Source organism: Leifsonia sp. P73 (assembly GCF_051059105.1).
In the GTDB taxonomy this organism is placed as follows: Bacteria; Actinomycetota; Actinomycetes; order Actinomycetales; family Microbacteriaceae; genus Leifsonia.
In genome coordinates this window covers 1,902,752-1,918,457 of the sequence record NZ_CP194931.1, presented here as the reverse complement: position 1 = coordinate 1,918,457, position 15,706 = coordinate 1,902,752, and the positions used below count along the sequence as shown (strand labels likewise).

12 protein-coding genes and 1 pseudogene are annotated in these 15,706 nt (G+C 72.5%); 12 read left to right on the top strand and 1 reads right to left on the bottom strand.

Going from position 1 to position 15,706, the window contains the following annotated elements; translation table 11 throughout:
• The first annotated feature begins 87 nt into the window (after nucleotides 1–87).
• The 5 genes from lhgO (at nucleotide 88) to ACQ86L_RS09785 (ending at nucleotide 5,545) form a co-directional block, all read left to right on the top strand.
• Nucleotides 88–1,242, top strand: a complete 1,155-nt coding sequence (gene lhgO / locus ACQ86L_RS09805; protein WP_434318871.1) for an L-2-hydroxyglutarate oxidase — start codon at nucleotides 88–90, stop codon at nucleotides 1,240–1,242.
• A gap of 351 nt (nucleotides 1,243–1,593) precedes the next feature.
• Nucleotides 1,594–3,126 carry a sugar transferase gene (locus ACQ86L_RS09800; protein ID WP_434318713.1) on the top strand — a complete coding sequence of 511 codons (1,533 nt, stop codon included), beginning with the start codon at nucleotides 1,594–1,596 and terminating at the stop codon, nucleotides 3,124–3,126.
• A 48-nt stretch (nucleotides 3,127–3,174) separates the two neighbouring features.
• On the top strand, nucleotides 3,175–3,828 hold the full coding sequence (locus ACQ86L_RS09795; protein WP_434318712.1) for an acyltransferase: 654 nt from the start codon (nucleotides 3,175–3,177) through the stop codon (nucleotides 3,826–3,828).
• The gene (locus ACQ86L_RS09790; RefSeq protein ID WP_434318711.1) at nucleotides 3,825–4,436 is read left to right on the top strand and encodes a hypothetical protein; all 612 of its coding nucleotides are present in this window, start codon (nucleotides 3,825–3,827) and stop codon (nucleotides 4,434–4,436) included. The genes ACQ86L_RS09795 and ACQ86L_RS09790 overlap by 4 nt, the downstream gene beginning before the upstream one ends.
• A 95-nt stretch (nucleotides 4,437–4,531) precedes the next feature.
• Complete coding sequence (locus ACQ86L_RS09785) at nucleotides 4,532–5,545, top strand: TolB family protein (protein WP_434318710.1); 1,014 nt, start codon at nucleotides 4,532–4,534, stop codon at nucleotides 5,543–5,545.
• A gap of 16 nt (nucleotides 5,546–5,561) precedes the next feature.
• On the opposite strand, the gene ACQ86L_RS09780 is transcribed toward ACQ86L_RS09785, so the two are convergent.
• Nucleotides 5,562–6,275, bottom strand: a complete 714-nt coding sequence (locus tag ACQ86L_RS09780) for an SOS response-associated peptidase (protein WP_434318709.1) — start codon at nucleotides 6,273–6,275, stop codon at nucleotides 5,562–5,564.
• Nucleotides 6,276–6,449: 174 nt separating this feature from the next.
• Between ACQ86L_RS09780 and ACQ86L_RS09775 the strand changes: the two genes are divergently transcribed.
• The 7 genes and pseudogenes from ACQ86L_RS09775 to ACQ86L_RS09745 all read left to right on the top strand — a co-directional run bounded on the left by ACQ86L_RS09775 (nucleotide 6,450) and on the right by ACQ86L_RS09745 (nucleotide 15,688).
• A complete protein-coding gene (locus ACQ86L_RS09775) occupies nucleotides 6,450–7,460 on the top strand; it encodes a glycosyltransferase (RefSeq protein ID WP_434318708.1) in 1,011 nt (336 codons plus the stop codon).
• Entirely contained in the window at nucleotides 7,457–8,917 is a 1,461-nt protein-coding gene (locus ACQ86L_RS09770) for an oligosaccharide flippase family protein (RefSeq protein WP_434318707.1), read from the top strand. Before ACQ86L_RS09775 ends, ACQ86L_RS09770 begins: the two co-directional genes overlap by 4 nt.
• A pseudogene (locus ACQ86L_RS09765) lies at nucleotides 8,914–10,038 on the top strand (glycosyltransferase); the annotation flags it as partial. The gene ACQ86L_RS09770 and the pseudogene ACQ86L_RS09765, both read left to right, overlap by 4 nt.
• A gap of 265 nt (nucleotides 10,039–10,303) precedes the next feature.
• On the top strand, nucleotides 10,304–11,545 hold the full coding sequence (locus ACQ86L_RS09760) for a rhamnosyltransferase WsaF family glycosyltransferase (RefSeq protein ID WP_434318706.1): 1,242 nt from the start codon (nucleotides 10,304–10,306) through the stop codon (nucleotides 11,543–11,545).
• A gap of 14 nt (nucleotides 11,546–11,559) precedes the next feature.
• On the top strand, nucleotides 11,560–12,909 hold the full coding sequence (locus ACQ86L_RS09755) for a glycosyltransferase family 4 protein (RefSeq protein ID WP_434318870.1): 1,350 nt from the start codon (nucleotides 11,560–11,562) through the stop codon (nucleotides 12,907–12,909).
• On the top strand, nucleotides 12,909–14,465 hold the full coding sequence (locus tag ACQ86L_RS09750) for an acyl-CoA ligase (AMP-forming), exosortase A system-associated (protein WP_434318705.1): 1,557 nt from the start codon (nucleotides 12,909–12,911) through the stop codon (nucleotides 14,463–14,465). The genes ACQ86L_RS09755 and ACQ86L_RS09750 overlap by 1 nt, the downstream gene beginning before the upstream one ends.
• Entirely contained in the window at nucleotides 14,462–15,688 is a 1,227-nt protein-coding gene (locus tag ACQ86L_RS09745) for a pyridoxal-dependent decarboxylase, exosortase A system-associated (protein ID WP_434318704.1), read from the top strand. Before ACQ86L_RS09750 ends, ACQ86L_RS09745 begins: the two co-directional genes overlap by 4 nt.
• Nucleotides 15,689–15,706: the final 18 nt, after the last annotated feature.

Here is a 15,706-nt window from a genome sequence, read left to right as displayed (position 1 = left end):
TCAGTTCCCCATGTCGGGGCGAACGCTGCGTCACCGAGTCGTGCTGGAGGAGTCGATGGGCCCGAGCGTCGTCGTCGTGGGGGTGGGATCCTCGGCCTCGCGTTCGCGGCGCACGCGGCGCAGCGCGGGACCCATGTCACGCTCCTCGAGAAGGAGCAGACCTGGGCCGCCCACCAGACGGGCCACAACAGCGGGGTGGTCCACGCGGGGCCCTACTATCGCCCGGGCTCGCTCAAGGCGAGGATGTGCGCCGCGGGCAACGCGTCGATGATCGCCTTCGCGCAGGACCACGGCATCCCCTACGCCGTGCCGGGCAAGCTGATCGTCGCCACCGACGAGGACGAGCTCGACGGCCTCCATGAGCTGCACAGGCGCGCGGACGCCAACGGGGTGCCGTGCCGCCTCATCGACGGCATCGAGGCCTCGGAGTACGAGCCGGAGGTCTACGCCGTGGAGGCCCTCCGGGTGGAGACGACGGGCATCATCGACTATCCGGCGGTCTGTCGCGAGCTCGCCGCGATCGCGATCCGGCACGGCGCCGAGCTGCGCACCGGCGCACGGGTCGCCGCCATCCACGACACCGCGGAGGGCGTCGTCGTCGAGTACGAGGGCGGAGAGGCGCGTGGGTCGATCCTGGTCAACTGCGCCGGGCTGCAGGCCGACCGGGTCGCCCTGCTCGCCGGCGTCGAACCCGAGGTGCGCATCGTGCCGTTCCGCGGCGAGTACTACGAGCTGCGCCCGGAGCGCAGGGACCTCGTGCGCGGCCTGATCTACCCGGTCCCCGACCCGCAGCTCCCGTTCCTCGGCGTGCACCTCACCCGGATGATCGACGGCTCGGTCCACGCCGGGCCGAACGCGGTGCTCGCGCTCAAGCGCGAGGGCTACCGCTGGCGCGACATCGACCTCCGCGACGCGGTGGACGCGTTGACCTATCCCGGATTCCTGCGGATGGCTTCGCGCAACCTCGAGACCGGTGTGCGCGAGGTGGCCCGCTCGCTGAGCCGCTCGGCGTTCGCCGCGAGCCTCGCGCGTCTGGTTCCGAGGATCGACGCCAGGGACATCGTCCGGGCGGGCGCGGGCGTCCGCGCGCAGGCCGTGCGGCGCGATGGGACGCTCGCCGACGACTTCGTGATCCAGCGCTCGCGTCATCAGCTGCACGTCCTGAACGCGCCGTCCCCGGCTGCCACGAGCGCCCTGGAGATCGCGGCGTACCTGTTCGCGGAGACCGGCGTCTCGGCCTGAGCCGCCCCCCGGCGAGACCCCTCTGGCACCCCCCGGACGGGGGATAGGGCCGGCTTCGAAAGCCGATGTATCCTCATTTTTGTAGAGGTGAGGAACAATCAGTTTCTGGTCGGACCCCAGCCCTGCGAAGCCGAATACACCTGTGAAACCCGATGAGCAGGGACGAGTCGTGATGCACCCGAGAACTCCGAGTCAACGCGCCGGGACGGTCCGCCCGGTCAGCGTCCACACGGCCGTCCCCCTGAGCGGGACCGGCGGCGGCAAAGTCGTTCGAGACCACGGCTTTCCCCCAGCTGCCGCCGGTTCTGTCCATCGCGCCCGCCGCGGCGCCGCAGCGCGGGGGGACCGGTGATGACCGTCGTCCGCCCCCGCGCCGTCCGAGGCGCCGTCGGCGGGCGCGTCCAGCGCCCGTGGCGGCGCTACGGCGCCTCCGCAGAAGTCGAGAGCCTCCGCCCCGGCGACGGCCGCCCGTGGGCCCACTCCTACCTGGTGCGGCTGCGGATCACCGACTCCGTCATCATCCTCGCGGCGATCGGCACCGCCTTCGTCATGCGCTTCGGCCCTCACGACGTCGCCGCCAACGTGGCCGGCTTCCCCGTGCCCTACGCGCTGATCTCCCTCCTGATCGCACTCAGCTGGTCGATCGCCCTCTCCGCGGGGCACACGAGGGACGCGCGGGTCTGCGGAACCGGTCTCACCGAGTACCGCCGGGTGGCGTCCGCCAGCGCTCTTACCTTCGGCCTTCTGGCCATCGTCTTCCTGGTCGGGGACGTCGAGGTCGCCCGCGGCTACTTCATCCTGGCCCTGCCCGCCGGCGCGGTCGCGCTGCTCGGCAGCCGCTGGATGTGGCGGCGCTGGCTCGTCGGCCAGCAGCGCTACGACCACTACCTCTCCCGCGCCCTCGTGGTCGGCGACCGCGACGACGTCGGCTATGTGGCCGCGCAGATCCAGGCGAAGTCGGGAGCGGCCTACCACGTGGTCGGCGTTGCGACCGAGAACGCGGGGCGCGACCGGATCGACATCGGCACGGAGCAGCTCCCGGTCGTCTGCGGGCTGTCCGACGTGACGGACGCGGCACGCCGCCTCGGCGCCGACACGGTGATCGTCGCCGGGCAGCCGCGCGGCGGCAGCCGGTACATCCGCGACCTGGGGTGGGCGCTGGAGGGCACCGCGACCGATCTGGTGCTGGCGTCGCGGCTGACCGATGTGGCCGGGCCGCGCATCCACTTCCGGCCGGTCGAGGGGCTGCCCCTGATCCACGTGGAGATCCCGCAGTTCGAGGGCGGCAAGCACGTCCTCAAGCGGATGCTCGACATCGTGCTCGCGGGAGCCGCGCTGGTGGTCCTCGCCGTCCCGATGCTGATCGTCGGCCTGCTGGTCCGGCTGGATTCGCCCGGGCCCGCGCTCTTCCGCCAGGACCGGGTGGGCCGCAACGGCTCGACCTTCAAGATGCTGAAGTTCCGCTCGATGGTCGTCGACGCTGAAGCGCGGCTGGCCGAGCTGAACGACAAGAACGAGGGCAACGGGCTCCTGTTCAAGCTGAAGGACGACCCGCGCGTCACCCGCATCGGGCACGTCATCCGGAAGTTCTCCATCGACGAGTTCCCGCAGCTGTGGAACGTCCTGGTCGGCGACATGAGTCTCGTCGGTCCGCGCCCGCCGCTGCGGCGCGAGGTCGACGGCTACGAGAGCCACGTCCACCGCCGCTTGTACATCAAGCCGGGTCTCACGGGGATGTGGCAGGTCAACGGCCGCTCCGACCTCTCCTGGGAGGAGAGCGTCCGGCTCGACCTCTACTACGTCGAGAACTGGTCGCTCACCGGCGACCTGGTGATCCTCTGGCGCACGGCTCGCGTGCTCCTGCATCCCACCGGCGCCTACTGAGGCGCCACCACCCGACCGAACACGAGCGACGACCTGGGGGCGACGCCGATGACCACCATCACCAGCACAGCGAGCGCGGAGGCGGCGCCCGACGTCGCGGCCGCGCCGACGATCGCGCCGGGCGCGGAGGTCGACGCGCGCGCGCGGATCGGCGCGCGGACGCGCGTGTGGAACCTCGCCCACGTGCGCGAGGACGCCACGATCGGTGCGGACTGCGTCGTCGGGCGCGGCGCGTATGTCGGCCCCGGCGTGAGCATCGGCGACAACTGCAAGCTGCAGAACTACGCCCTCGTGTACGAGCCGGCCGTGCTCGAGGACGGCGTCTTCGTCGGCCCGGCGGCGGTCTTCACCAACGACGTCTTCCCGCGGGCGGTGAACCCGGACGGCTCTCTCAAGTCCGCGGACGATTGGGACGCGGTCGGCGTGACCGTCCTGACCGGCGCATCGATCGGCGCGCGCGCCGTCTGCATCGCCCCGGTGCGGATCGGGCGCTGGGCGCTGGTCGCGGCCGGCTCCGTCGTGCGGTCGGACGTCCCCGACTTCGCGCTGGTGGCCGGGGTGCCCGCCCGCCGCATCGGCTGGGTCGGGGAGGCCGGCTTCCCGCTGGTGGACGAGGGCGACGGCCGGTGGCGCTGCCCGCGCACCCGGCACGGCTACCGCGAGCACGACGGCATCCTGATCCGGGAGGAGGACCTGGCATGAAGCGGCCATCCCAGCGCACCTGGGTCATCCTGGGCCTCTCGGCCGCCGCCGTCATCGCCGCAGGCGCGTTCGCGATCTCGCAGGCGCCCGCGCCGTCGCAGGCGCCGGTGGCCGTGGGCTCGACGCCGTCCGCCTCGCACTCGGCGGCGGCAGGGACGGGATCCGGCTCGACGTCCGGCTCGACCGGCTCGACCGGCTCGACGGACGCGCCCAAAGCCCCGGCCACGCCCCCGGCGGCGACGAAGCGCTACACCACGGAGGTGCTCCCTGCCGCGCCCGCGACGGCGCCGGCCCTGCCCCCCACGAACCCGCTTCCGTACCCGGTGAGTGCTCCGCTTCCGAAATCGGCCGCGGCTGTGGGCGCGCTCGCCGCAGGCTACCCGGCGAGCGTCCTGCCGCAGGCGCCGGGATCGACGATCAAGACCAGTTCGATCGCCTCCCAGAGCAACCACCTGCAGGTGACACTGACCGCCGGCTCGACGCAGCAGGTCACGGACATCGTCGCCTTCTACCGCGGGATCCTCGCGAAGTACGGGATGTACGACAGTGCGGCGCCCGCGCTCGCCGGGTCCACCTCCGCGTTGTTCGTCCGCGGGGGAACTCGGTGACGCTCACCGTCACGCCGGCGACGGGCGGAACGACGTACGTGCTCTACGCGGCGTTCACTGCTGCGGGCTGACGGGCCATCGTGCAGAATGACCGCATGAAGGCACTGCGGCGGAACTGGCTGCTCGCTGCCGCCACCGTCCTGGTGCTCGGCGGCGCGGTGGCCTACGCGGGCGTCGCGATCGCGGGGTACCAGTCGCGCGCGACGGCCACGGTCGGCGCGCCCACGCCCGGGCCGACGCTCCCCTCCGGTCCGCTGCTGGTCTTCCGCGACACGTCCCCCGGCGCGCACTACGGCCAGGTGGCGTCGGTGCCGTTGGCGGACCCGGCGGCCGCGCGCACCTCCACGGGCCTCGTCTGCGACCGGGTCTACGCCACCCACGAGAACCTGATGTGCCTCCGCACCCGGAGCGGGACGGTCACCAGCTTCACCGCGACGCTCTACGACGCGGCGGGCGACCAGTTGAAGTCGTGGCCGCTCCCCGGCTTCCCGAGCCGCACGCGGATCTCGCCCGACTCGACGCTGGTCGCCCAGACCTCCTTCGTCACGGGGTCCTCCTACGGGTCGGCCGCGTTCTCGACCGAGACCACGATCTCGGCGGTGAACGGCATCGACTACGGCAGCCTGGAGGCGTTCACACTGCTGGTGGACGGCCAGAAGCTGACCGCCGACCACGAGATCTGGGGCGTGACGTTCGCCTCGGACGACAACACGTTCTTCGCGACGGCGATGTCCGGCGGCCGGATCTGGCTGGTCAGGGGCAACCTGCGCGGGCGGACGCTCGTCGCCGTCAAGGACGGCGCGGAGTGCCCCTCGCTCTCACCGGACGGCACGAGGGTGGCGTACAAGAAGAACATCTCGACCACCGCGACGAAGCACTGGACGCTCGCGGTCCTCGACTTCGCGACCGGGGTCGAGAAGGAGCTGCCCATCCCGCCCTCCGTCAGCGTGGACGACCAGGCCGAGTGGCTCGACGACGGGACGCTGCTCTACGGCCTCGCCGACCCGGCGGCGCCGGGTGACAGCAACGTGTACTCGGTCAAGGCGGACGGGTCGGCTGCGCCCGCGCTGTTCCTCGCCCATGCCTGGTCGCCGTCGGTCGTGCGCTGAGCGCGGCGCCGCGCGGTCAGTCCTCCGCGAGCGGCTCGATGAGGGTCGGGTCGGACGGGTCGATCGTCCGCGAGTTGTTGACCCTGCGGTCCACCTCGTAGCTCGTGATGGTGGCCGCCACGGTCTCCGACTCGCTGCTCAGGAAGTCGACCATCCGCGCCTTTCCGGCCTCGTCCAGCTTGGCCGGGTCCAGGTAGTCGTCCCACGCGGAGCGCTCGAGGAAGACCGGCATCCGGTCGTGGATCTCGCCGGAGGCGTCGCGTGCCGGGCGGGTGATGATGGCGGCGGAGACCTGCCACTCGTCGCCGACCTTCCGGGCCGTGTACAGGCCGGCGGCGGCGAGCAGGCCGCCGTCGGCCGCGTGAAGGAAGTGCGCGTCCTTGCGGCCGGCCTCTCCCGTCCACTCGTAGTAGCCCCGCATCGGGACGAGAGCGCGGGAGGACGCGAACGCGCCCTTCCACATCCCGTTGCTGGCCACGGTCTCCAGGCGCGCGTTGAAGTTCGGCCGTTTGGTCTCGCGGATGAAGGCGGGGTGGAAGTCCCACGCGGCCGCGTCCACGGTGCGTTCCAGTTCGCCGGTGCCGCTGCGCACGCGCTCCCGCACGATGGGCACGGCGTCGGTCGGCGCGAGGGAGTAACTCGGTCGCCAGTCCCGGAAGTCGCCGCCGCTCGCGACGAACTCCTGGATCAGCTCATCGGTCTCCGAGTCGAGGGCGAAGCGTCCGCACATGACGGCAGCGTACCCGCTGCCACCGACGTGCGGTTCACCCGGCCGTTCACCCCTCCAATGAGGGTCTTACGGTTCTCCATGCGCTATGGCACTGTTCAAAGGTGAGTAAGACTCAGTCTGGGGGAAAGTGACGTGAGGATCTTCCGACCGCGCCCTCTGACGCGGCGCCCGAGGGTGACGGTGGTCGTCCCGCACTACAACTACGGCCGGTACCTGCCGATCGCGGTGGAGTCGGTGCTGGCCCAGGACGGCGTCGACGTCGACGTCATCATCGTCGACGACGCCTCCACCGACGGCAGCCTCGAGGTCGCTCGGCGCCTCGCCGCGACGGACGACAGGATCGCCCTGGTGGAGCACGAGGTGAACCAGCGGCACATCCGCACCTACAACGACGGGCTGTCGCGGGCGACCGGCGACTACGTCGTGCTCCTCTCCGCCGACGACGCGCTCACGCCCGGCTCCCTGACGCGGTCCGTGGCACTGCTGGAGGCGCACCCCGAAGTCGGGCTGGTGTACGGCGCCGTCGAGTGGTTCCACGGGGACCTCCCCGCCGTCGGCGACGCCCGCGTCTGGTGGCAGACCTGGACCGGCGAGGAGTGGCTGAGCCGGATCGTGCACCGCGGCAGGAACTCCATCGTCAACCCCGAGGTGGTCATGCGCCGCTCCGTCTACCAGCGGACCGGAGGCTACGACCTCGACTTCCCGCACGCCGCCGACATGTACATGTGGCTGCAGGCCGCGTCCTTCTCCGGCATCGGGTTCGTCGGCGGCCCCCGGCAGGCCTACTACCGGGACCACGGCGAGAACATGCACGCGACCGACTTCGCCGGAGCCACCGACGACATGACCCAGGTCCGCGACGTCTACGACCGCTTCTTCACGAGCGACGGCGCCGGGCTGCCGCAGGCTGCCCGGTGGCGGGAGGCCGCCCGGCGATCCGTCGCACGCGAAGCCCTCCTCCGTGCGGCGCTGCTCGAGTGCACGGGGGCTCCGCGGTCCGTGTCCGCCGAGCTGCGCGCGTTCGCCCGCGCGACCTACCCGGCGGCGGTCGGGTCGGCGGCGTGGCGGTGGAGCAGCCTCGCCTCCGACAAGAAGGGGTCCTTCGACTCCCCGCGACTGGTCCGCGCCGTCGAGAACACGCGCTGGAAGATCCGGTCGCGCCGACAGACGGCAGTGGGACTGTGAGCCAGAGCACCGGGATGGCCGACACCGAGCCCACGCTCCGCTCCCGTGCGGCGCGCGGCGCGGCCTGGAGCGGCGTCAGCACGATCGTCCTCCGGCTGGGCGGCCTGGTCGTGGGCATCGTCCTCGCCCGGCTGCTCGCCCCGGAGCAGTTCGGCGCGTACGCGGTCGCGCTGACGGTCCAGGGGATCCTGATCACCGTCGCGGATCTCGGGCTCTCGGCCGATCTCATCCGCTCGAACGAGCCGGACCGGATCGCACCGACCGTCGCGACGCTGGGCCTCACCGCCGGGACGATCACGATGCTCGCGACAGCGGCCTCCAGCATGGGGCTGGCGACGCTGCTGGGGAGCCCGGAGGCCGGGCCTGCCATCGCCGTGCTCTCGGTCACGCTCCTCCTGGCGGGCGGCACCGTGGTCCCGATCGCGATGCTGCAGCGGCGCTTCCAGCAGCGCGAGCTGTTCCTCGTCGGGGTGGCGGACTTCGTCGTTTCCACCACCGTGACACTGGTTCTCGTCGCGCTCGGCTTCGGTGTGATGGGCCTCGCGCTCGGCCGCGTGGCCGCGCAGTGCGTGTCCTCGACCATGCAGTTCCTCCTGGCGCGGGTGGTGCCCCGGTACTCGATCGACCGGACGGTCGTGAGAGGCGTGCTGGCGTTCGGCCTGCCGGTCGCGGCGGCCAACCTCCTGTCGTGGACCCTCCTCAACGTGGACAACATCGTCCTGGCCCGGGTGGCCGGCGCGACCGCGCTGGGGTACTACGTCCTCGCCTTCAACATCTCGAGCTGGCCGATGAGCGCGCTGTCCCAGGTCGTGCGCTCCATCTCGCTGCCGTTCTTCGCACGGTCGCGCGGCGGCAGCCATGCCTTCGCTGTCGTCACCGCCGTCGCGTGGGCCGGAGCGCTGCCGGCCGGGACGGTGCTCGCGGCGCTGAGCTTCCCGCTGATCGACGTGCTGTACGGCGCACGCTGGCTTCCCGGCGCGCCCGTTCTCGCCGCGCTCGGCCTGTACGGGAGCCTCCGGGTGGCGTTCGACATCTCCGCCGGGTACCTGTACTCCCAGGGCCGGTCGCGGCCGGTGCTCTGGATCCAGATCGTGTGGCTGGTCGCCCTGGTGGGCGTGATGATCGTGGCGACCCGGGCCTTCGGGATCCAGGGCGCCGGGTGGGCGCACGTGCTCGTCGCGGTCGTCGTCATCCTTCCCGCGTACCTGATCGCCCTGAAGCTCGCCGGCATCCGGCTCCTCGACCTCGCCCGCGCGGCGTGGCTGCCCACCGTCGCGGCGATCCCCGCGGTGGCTGCGGCCATCGTCTCCGCGGTGTACATCCATGACCCGATCGTCGCGCTGCTCGTCGGGGGCGGCGCGGCGGTCGTCCTCTACGCGCTCCTGGTCTGGCCCTGGCTCCGGAAGCAGCTGCGGGTGCTGCGCGCGCCCTCGGTCGCCGCGGAGGGCGCGTCATGACCGCGCGGCGGCGAGGCGAGCGGATCGCCCGCCTGGAGGCGACGTTCTTCGGAGCCGTCGTGTCGGCGACGGACCTCCTGCCCCCGCGTGTCCGGTACGGCTACGTCCATCCGGTGACCGCGCGGCTGTTCCAACGCCCGCTGGCGACCCTGGCCCCGGCGGGGACCCGTCCCACCGCGCCTGTCGTGCCCGCGCCGACGGATACGGAGGCGCCCACCCTCCGCTGCGCGCTGCTCACCGGCGCGATCGACATCGGCGGCATCGGGTCGGTCGTGGAACTGCTCGCCACGGCGCTGCCCGGCGCCGGGATGGCCACCGTGGTCGTCTGCTCGGAGGACGGCGCGCGCGCTGCTGCGCTGCGCTCGTGCGGCATCGATGTGGTCGTCGCGCCGACCGAGGCCGACGCCGCACGCGCGCTGCAGGAGACGGCGCCGGACGTCATCCAGCTGCACGGCGCGCCGGAGCCGCTGGAGGCCGCCGCTCTGGAGTCGGGGATCCCGAGCGTCCCAGTGCTCCACAACACGGAGATCCACTACTCCCGCGCGCGCTGGCGCCGCTTCGCCCGCGTGCTCGACGCCGCCCCGCTCGCGATCGCCGTGAGCGAGTCGGTGCGCGCGTTCCACGCCGCGCACGTGGACCCCGAGTCGGCCGCCCGCATCGTGGTGGTCCCCAATGCCGCGCCGTGGGAGGCGGCGCCGGACGACGCGGAGCGCCGCGCCGCGCGCGTCGCGCTCGCGGGGGCGCTCGGCGCCGACCTCTGCGACGACGTCGTCGTGGTCAGCCTCACCCGCTACGACGCGCAGAAGAACGTCGCCGGCCTGGTCTCCTCGTTCCTCGCCGCCGTGAGCGACGAGCGGATCCGTCTCGTCGTGGCCGGCGAGCCGTCGGACTGGGCGGAGCTACGCCGGGCCGACGTGATCCGGCGCAGCTCGGCCCGGGCGGACCGGGTGAGCCTCCTCGGCCGGTCGGACGCCCGCACCCTCCTCGCCGCGGCGGACGGCTTCGTGCTCGACTCGTTCTTCGAAGGCTGGCCGGTCGCCGCCACGGAGGCGGCGGCAGCGGGGCTCGGACTCGTGCTGGCCGACTTCGGCGGAGCACGCGAGCTCGTCGCCAGGGACGCCTCCCATTCGGTTCTGGTGCCCAACCCGTGCGGGTCGCCGGAGGGCGTCTCGGACGCGGTCGTGGCGCGGGCGCGCCGCCACTGCCGACACCAGGCGAACGCGACGGAGCTGGGTGCGGCCATCGACGCCGTGGCCGAGCGGGCGCGCGCGGGCTCGCGCCCGCGGCCCCCGGCAGCGGGCGCGCTGCTGGCCGCGATGGTCGACGGGCACGCGGCCGCTCTGCGGCGGGCCTCGGCACGACGTGTCGACTCGATGGGGGATCCCGATGAGCGCTGTGGGCGCGCTGGGCCGGTCCGTCCGGCGGTTCGGTTCGAACGCCGCGAAGGCGGCCGCCATCATGCGCGACGACGGCCCGCTCGTGCTCGCACAGCGGGCGACGAGGTTCGCGTACACGCGGCTCGACGCGGGTGTGCTCGCCGAACCGCTGCGGGACGCGGACATCGCGGACTCGACGCTGCTCGACCTCCCGGTTCCGGACACGCGGCCGCAGCGGCCGTCTCCGCTCCGGATCGGCTGGGTCACGATCCCGCCGAGCCCCGGGTCGGGCGGCCACACCACCCTGTTCCGGATGGTGGAGGCCCTCGAACAGGCCGGGCACACCTGCGAGCTCTACCTCTACGACCGCTACGGCGGCGACCTCCGGCAGCAGGAGCGCGTCATCCGCCAGTGGTGGCCGGGCCTGCGGGCCGGCGTGCACGACGCAGCCGACGGCATCGCCGGGGTCGACGCGGTCGTCGCTTCGTCGTGGGACACCGCGCACATCGTCGCCAAGCGGAGCGCCGCCCCGATGCGTCGGCTCTACTTCATCCAGGACTACGAGCCGTTCTTCTACGCCAGGGGCTCGATGTACTCGCTCGCCGAGGACACCTACCGGTTCGGCTTCCGCTGCATCGCGCTCGGCGACATGGTCGGCGACCTGCTGCGGTCCGAGGTCGGCGTCGAGGCGGACGTCACCGAGTTCGGCTGCGACACCTCCGTCTACCGGCTCCTGCCCGAGCGCAGACGGACCGGCGTCGTCCTCTATGCGCGGCCCGCGATCCCCCGCCGCGGATACTGGCTGGCCCGCCTGGCGCTGGAGCGGTTCCACGAACTGCGGCCCGACGTGGACATCCACCTCTACGGCGAGCGGGTGAAGGGGCTGACCTTCCCCGCGATCCAGCACGGGCGGCTGACCCCGGCGGAGCTCAACGAGCTCTACAACGAGAGCGTCGCCGGACTCGCGATGTCGTTCACGAACATCTCGCTCGTGGCCGAGGAGATGCTCGCGGCCGGCACCATCCCGATCGTCAACGACTCGCCGCACTCGCGGGCGGACCTGGTCAACGAGCACGTGGCGTGGGCGACGCCGACACCGCAGGGCATCGCCGCCGCACTCGCGGAGGCGGTGGCCCGGCCGGACATCGACACCCGCGCCGCCGCGGCCGCGCAGTCCGTGCGCCGGTTCGGCTGGAGCAGAGCCCAGGCGGACGTCGTCCGCATCGTCGAGCACGAGGTCTACGGGTCATGAACGGGGGAGAGGGAATGTCCGGAGGCGCAGACGCCCGGTCGCGGGCGCCGCACGTGCTCATCATCGTGGAGAACCTGCCGGTGCCGCTGGACCGCCGGGTCTGGCTGGAATGCCAGGCGCTCGTCGCGCGCGGCTACCACGTGAGCGTCATCTGCCCGAAGGGACCGGGCGACCCGGCCCGGCAGCACCTCGACGGCGTCGACATCTACAAGTACGCGCCGCCTCCCGAGGCGGAAGGCTTCCTCGGGTTCGCGTGGGAGTTCGCCTACTGCTGGGTGCACACGGCCCGGCTGTCGCTGGCGGCCTGGCGCCGCCGCCGCTTCGACATCATCCAGGCCTGCAACCCGCCGGACATCTACTGGCTGCTCGCGCTGCTGTGGCGCGTGCGCGGCGTGCGCTTCGTGTTCGACCACCACGACCTGAACCCGGAGCTGTTCGTCTCGCGCTTCGGGAGGCCGCGCGGCCTCGCGCAGAAACTGGAGTTCCGCGGCCTGCTGTGGCTGGAGCGAAGAACCTTCCACACGGCCGAGCGCGTCATCTCCACGAACGAGTCCTACAAGGCGATCGCGCTGCGGCGCGGGGGACGCCGGCCCGGTCACGTCACCGTGGTCCGGAGCGGTCCCGACACGCGCAGGATGCGTCCGGTCTATCCGGAGGATCCGCGGCCGGCCGACGGCATCGTGCTCGCCTACCTCGGGATCATGGGGCCGCAGGACGGCGTCGACCAGGTGCTGCTCGTCATGGACGAGCTGGTGCATCGGCGCGGGCGCACGAACGTGACGGCGACGCTGCTGGGCTTCGGGGACTGCCTGGAGGACCTCAAGGCGCAGTCCACCCGGCTCGGCCTCGACGACCACGTCACCTTCACGGGCCGCGTCGACCGGGTTGCCATCGCCGAGTACCTCAGCCGGGCCGACATCGGCCTGTGCCCGGACCTGAAGACGCCGCTGAACGACCTGTCCACGATGAACAAGACGATGGAGTACATGGCCTACGCACTGCCGTCGGTGTCCTTCGACCTGGCGGAGACCAGGGTCTCCGGGGGCGACAGCCTCCTCTACGTCCCGTCGGGCGACATCGCGGCGTTCGCTGACGCGGTGGAGCGCCTGATCGACGACCCGGGGCTCCGCGTGGAGCTCGGCAAGGCGGGCCGGGAGCGCGTCTCTTCGGAGCTGGACTGGCGCCCGCAGGCCGAGGCCTACGTCTCGGTCTTCGACGAGGTGTCCGGCTTCTCACGCCCGGGACCCGCCGTCCCCGACGACGACGGCCCCGCTCCGGCGGTCGACGCTCAGGGGCGACGCTACGTCGATCTCGACGGCGGCGACGAGTTCGACCGCTACCTCCGGGAACGGAGGGCCCCCTGATGAGGACACGTGTGCACGACCTCCTGGCCGAGGCGGCGGGGTCCGTCCCCGACCGTCCTGCGCTCACCTACAAGGAGACGACCGTCGCGTACGGGGACCTCTGGGAGCGGGCGCTGGCCGCCGGCGCCCAGCTCGCCGGGCTCGGACTCGAGCGGGGGGACCGGGTGGCGATCTACCTGGAGAAGCGCGTCGAGACGGTGGTCGCCCTCTTCGCCGCCTCCGTCGCGGACGCCGTCTTCGTGCCGATCAACCATGTGCTGAAGCCCGCGCAGGTCGGCCACATCCTGCGGGACAGCGGGGCGCGCGTCCTGGTCACCTCGGCCGACCGGCTGGGGCAGCTCGCGGACAGCCTCGACGGGACCGCGCTCGCGGACGTGATCGTCGTCGGCGAGCCCCGGACGGGGCCGCTCGACGGGCTCCGCGTGCACGAGTGGGCGGGCGAGCAGCCGTCGGGGGAGACGCCCTCCGCCCGCGCGATCGACGTGGACCCGGCGGCGATCCTCTACACCTCGGGCAGCAGCGGCCGGCCGAAGGGCGTCGTGCTCAGCCACCGCAACCTGATCGTCGGCGCGGAGAGCGTCAGCAGCTACCTCGGGAACACGCAGGACGACGTCATCCTGAGCGTGCTCCCGCTGAGCTTCGACGCGGGACTCAGCCAGGTCACGACCGCTTTCGCGGTCGGCGCCCACTGCGTCCTGATGAACTACCTCCTGCCGCGCGACGTGCCGCGGCTGTGCGCCAAGCACGGTGTCACCGGGATCACAGGTGTGCCGCCGCTGTGGCTGCAGCTCGTCGAGGTGCCCTGGCCGGACGGGACGGCCGCGCGCCTGCGCTACTGGGCCAACACCGGAGGCCGGATGCCGCGCACGATCCTCGACCGCCTGCGCTCCATCTTCACCGCGGCCGACCCCTACCTGATGTACGGGCTCACCGAGGCGTTCCGGTCCACCTACCTCGACCCCGCAGAAGTGGACAGGCGCCCCGACTCCATCGGCAAGGCCATCCCCAACGCGGAGGTGCTCGTGCTGCGCCCCGACGGGACCCCGTGCGCACCGGGGGAGGAGGGCGAGCTCGTGCACCGCGGCGCCCTCGTCGCGCTCGGGTACTGGAACGACCCGGTGCGCACCGCCGAGCGGTACCGGCCGGTGGAACGCCCGGGACAGGAGTGGCGCGCACCGGAGCTCGCGGTGTGGTCGGGCGACACGGTCGTCTCCGACGAGGAGGGTTTCCTCTACTTCGTCGGACGCACCGACGAGATGATCAAGACCTCCGGCTACCGGGTGAGCCCGTCGGAGATCGAGGAGGCCGCCTACGCCACGGGGCTGGTGCGCGACGCGGTCGCGCTCGGCGTCGAGGAGCCGGGACTCGGCCACCGGATCGTCCTGGTGGCCACCTCGGCGGCGGCGGAGCTGGAGTCGTCGGCGCTCTCCACCGCCCTGCGGCAGGTGCTGCCGCTGTACATGGTGCCGTCGTCGATCGACCTGCGCGACGAGCTGCCGCGCTCGCCCAACGGCAAGTTCGACCGGGTCCTGATGAAGGCGCAGGTGTCCGCATGAAGCCGCAGGAGCACGTCGCCGCGTTCGGGACGATCGACGGTGAGCTGCGCGTGGGAGGCGTCCCGCTCTCGCGCCTGGCCGCGCGCGTCGGCTCGACGCCGTTCTTCGCCTACGACCGCGGCCTGCTCGACGCGCGGGTCGAGCAGCTGCGCTCCGCCCTCCCGGCGCGGGTCGAGCTCAGCTACGCCATGAAGGCCAACCCGATGCCGGCCGTCGTCCAGCACCTCGCCTCGCGGGTGGACCGGATCGACGTGGCGTCGGGGCTGGAGCTGCGCACGGCGCTCGACTCCGGCATCCGTCCCGCGTCCGTGAGCTTCGCCGGTCCGGGCAAGACGCCGGCGGAGATCCGGCAGGCGGTCGCCGCCGGGATCATCGTCGAGGTCGAGTCGCCGACCGAGATCGAGCGCGTGATCGCGGCGGCGGACGAGCTCGGGCTGACGCCGCACGTCGCGATCCGGGTCAACCCCGACTTCGCCGTGAAGGGCTCGGGGATGCGGATGGGCGGCGGCCCCCAGCAGTTCGGCATCGACGCCGAGCAGGTCCCCGGGGTGCTGGCGGAGTACGCGTCGGCCGGGCTGGACGTGCGCGGCTTCCACGTCTTCGCCGGCTCGCAGAACCTCGACGCGGCGATCATCGCCGAGGCGCAGCGCCGCACCGTCGATCTCGTGAGCGACCTCGCCGAGCACCTGGCCTCGCCCGTGCGCTACGTCAACCTCGGCGGCGGGTTCGGCATCCCGTACACGGAGCGCGACCGGCCGCTGGAGCTCGAGACGGTGGCCTCCGCCCTCCACGAGCTGGTCGACGGGCCGCTGCGCGACCGGCTGCCGGAGGCCGTCCCGGTGATCGAGCTCGGCCGGTACCTCGTCGGCGAGTGCGGCGTCTACATCACGCGCGTCCTCGACCGGAAGGTCTCGCGCGGCAGGACCTACCTGGTGGTGGACGGCGGGATGCACCACCAGCTCGCCGCCTCCGGGAACTTCGGGCAGGCGATCCGCCGCAACTACCCCCTGGCCGTCGGCAACCGCGTCGAGGCGACGGAGGACGACGGCGTGACCGTCGTCGGCTGCCTGTGCACGCCCCTCGACCTGCTGGGCGACGACATCGTCCTGCCCGCCGCGGCGATCGACGACCTGATCGTCGTCTTCCAGCAGGGCGCGTACGGGCTCACCGCGAGCCCGACCGCCTTCCTCGGCCATCCCGCACCCGCCGAGGTCCTCGTCTGACACCGCCCGACCACAAGG

Bases quoted from the DNA above. Each gene is read 5' to 3' on its own strand.
- ACQ86L_RS09795 (WP_434318712.1), top strand. From the start codon at position 3,175: ATGACCACCATCACCAGCACAGCGAGCGCGGAGGCGGCGCCCGACGTC.
- ACQ86L_RS09745 (WP_434318704.1), top strand. From the start codon at position 14,462: ATGAAGCCGCAGGAGCACGTCGCCGCGTTCGGGACGATCGACGGTGAG.
- ACQ86L_RS09800 (WP_434318713.1), top strand. From the start codon at position 1,594: ATGACCGTCGTCCGCCCCCGCGCCGTCCGAGGCGCCGTCGGCGGGCGC.
- ACQ86L_RS09790 (WP_434318711.1), top strand. From the start codon at position 3,825: ATGAAGCGGCCATCCCAGCGCACCTGGGTCATCCTGGGCCTCTCGGCC.
- ACQ86L_RS09755 (WP_434318870.1), top strand. From the start codon at position 11,560: ATGTCCGGAGGCGCAGACGCCCGGTCGCGGGCGCCGCACGTGCTCATC.
- ACQ86L_RS09785 (WP_434318710.1), top strand. From the start codon at position 4,532: ATGAAGGCACTGCGGCGGAACTGGCTGCTCGCTGCCGCCACCGTCCTG.
- ACQ86L_RS09750 (WP_434318705.1), top strand. From the start codon at position 12,909: ATGAGGACACGTGTGCACGACCTCCTGGCCGAGGCGGCGGGGTCCGTC.
- ACQ86L_RS09780 (WP_434318709.1), bottom strand. From the start codon at position 6,275: ATGTGCGGACGCTTCGCCCTCGACTCGGAGACCGATGAGCTGATCCAG.
- ACQ86L_RS09760 (WP_434318706.1), top strand. From the start codon at position 10,304: ATGAGCGCTGTGGGCGCGCTGGGCCGGTCCGTCCGGCGGTTCGGTTCG.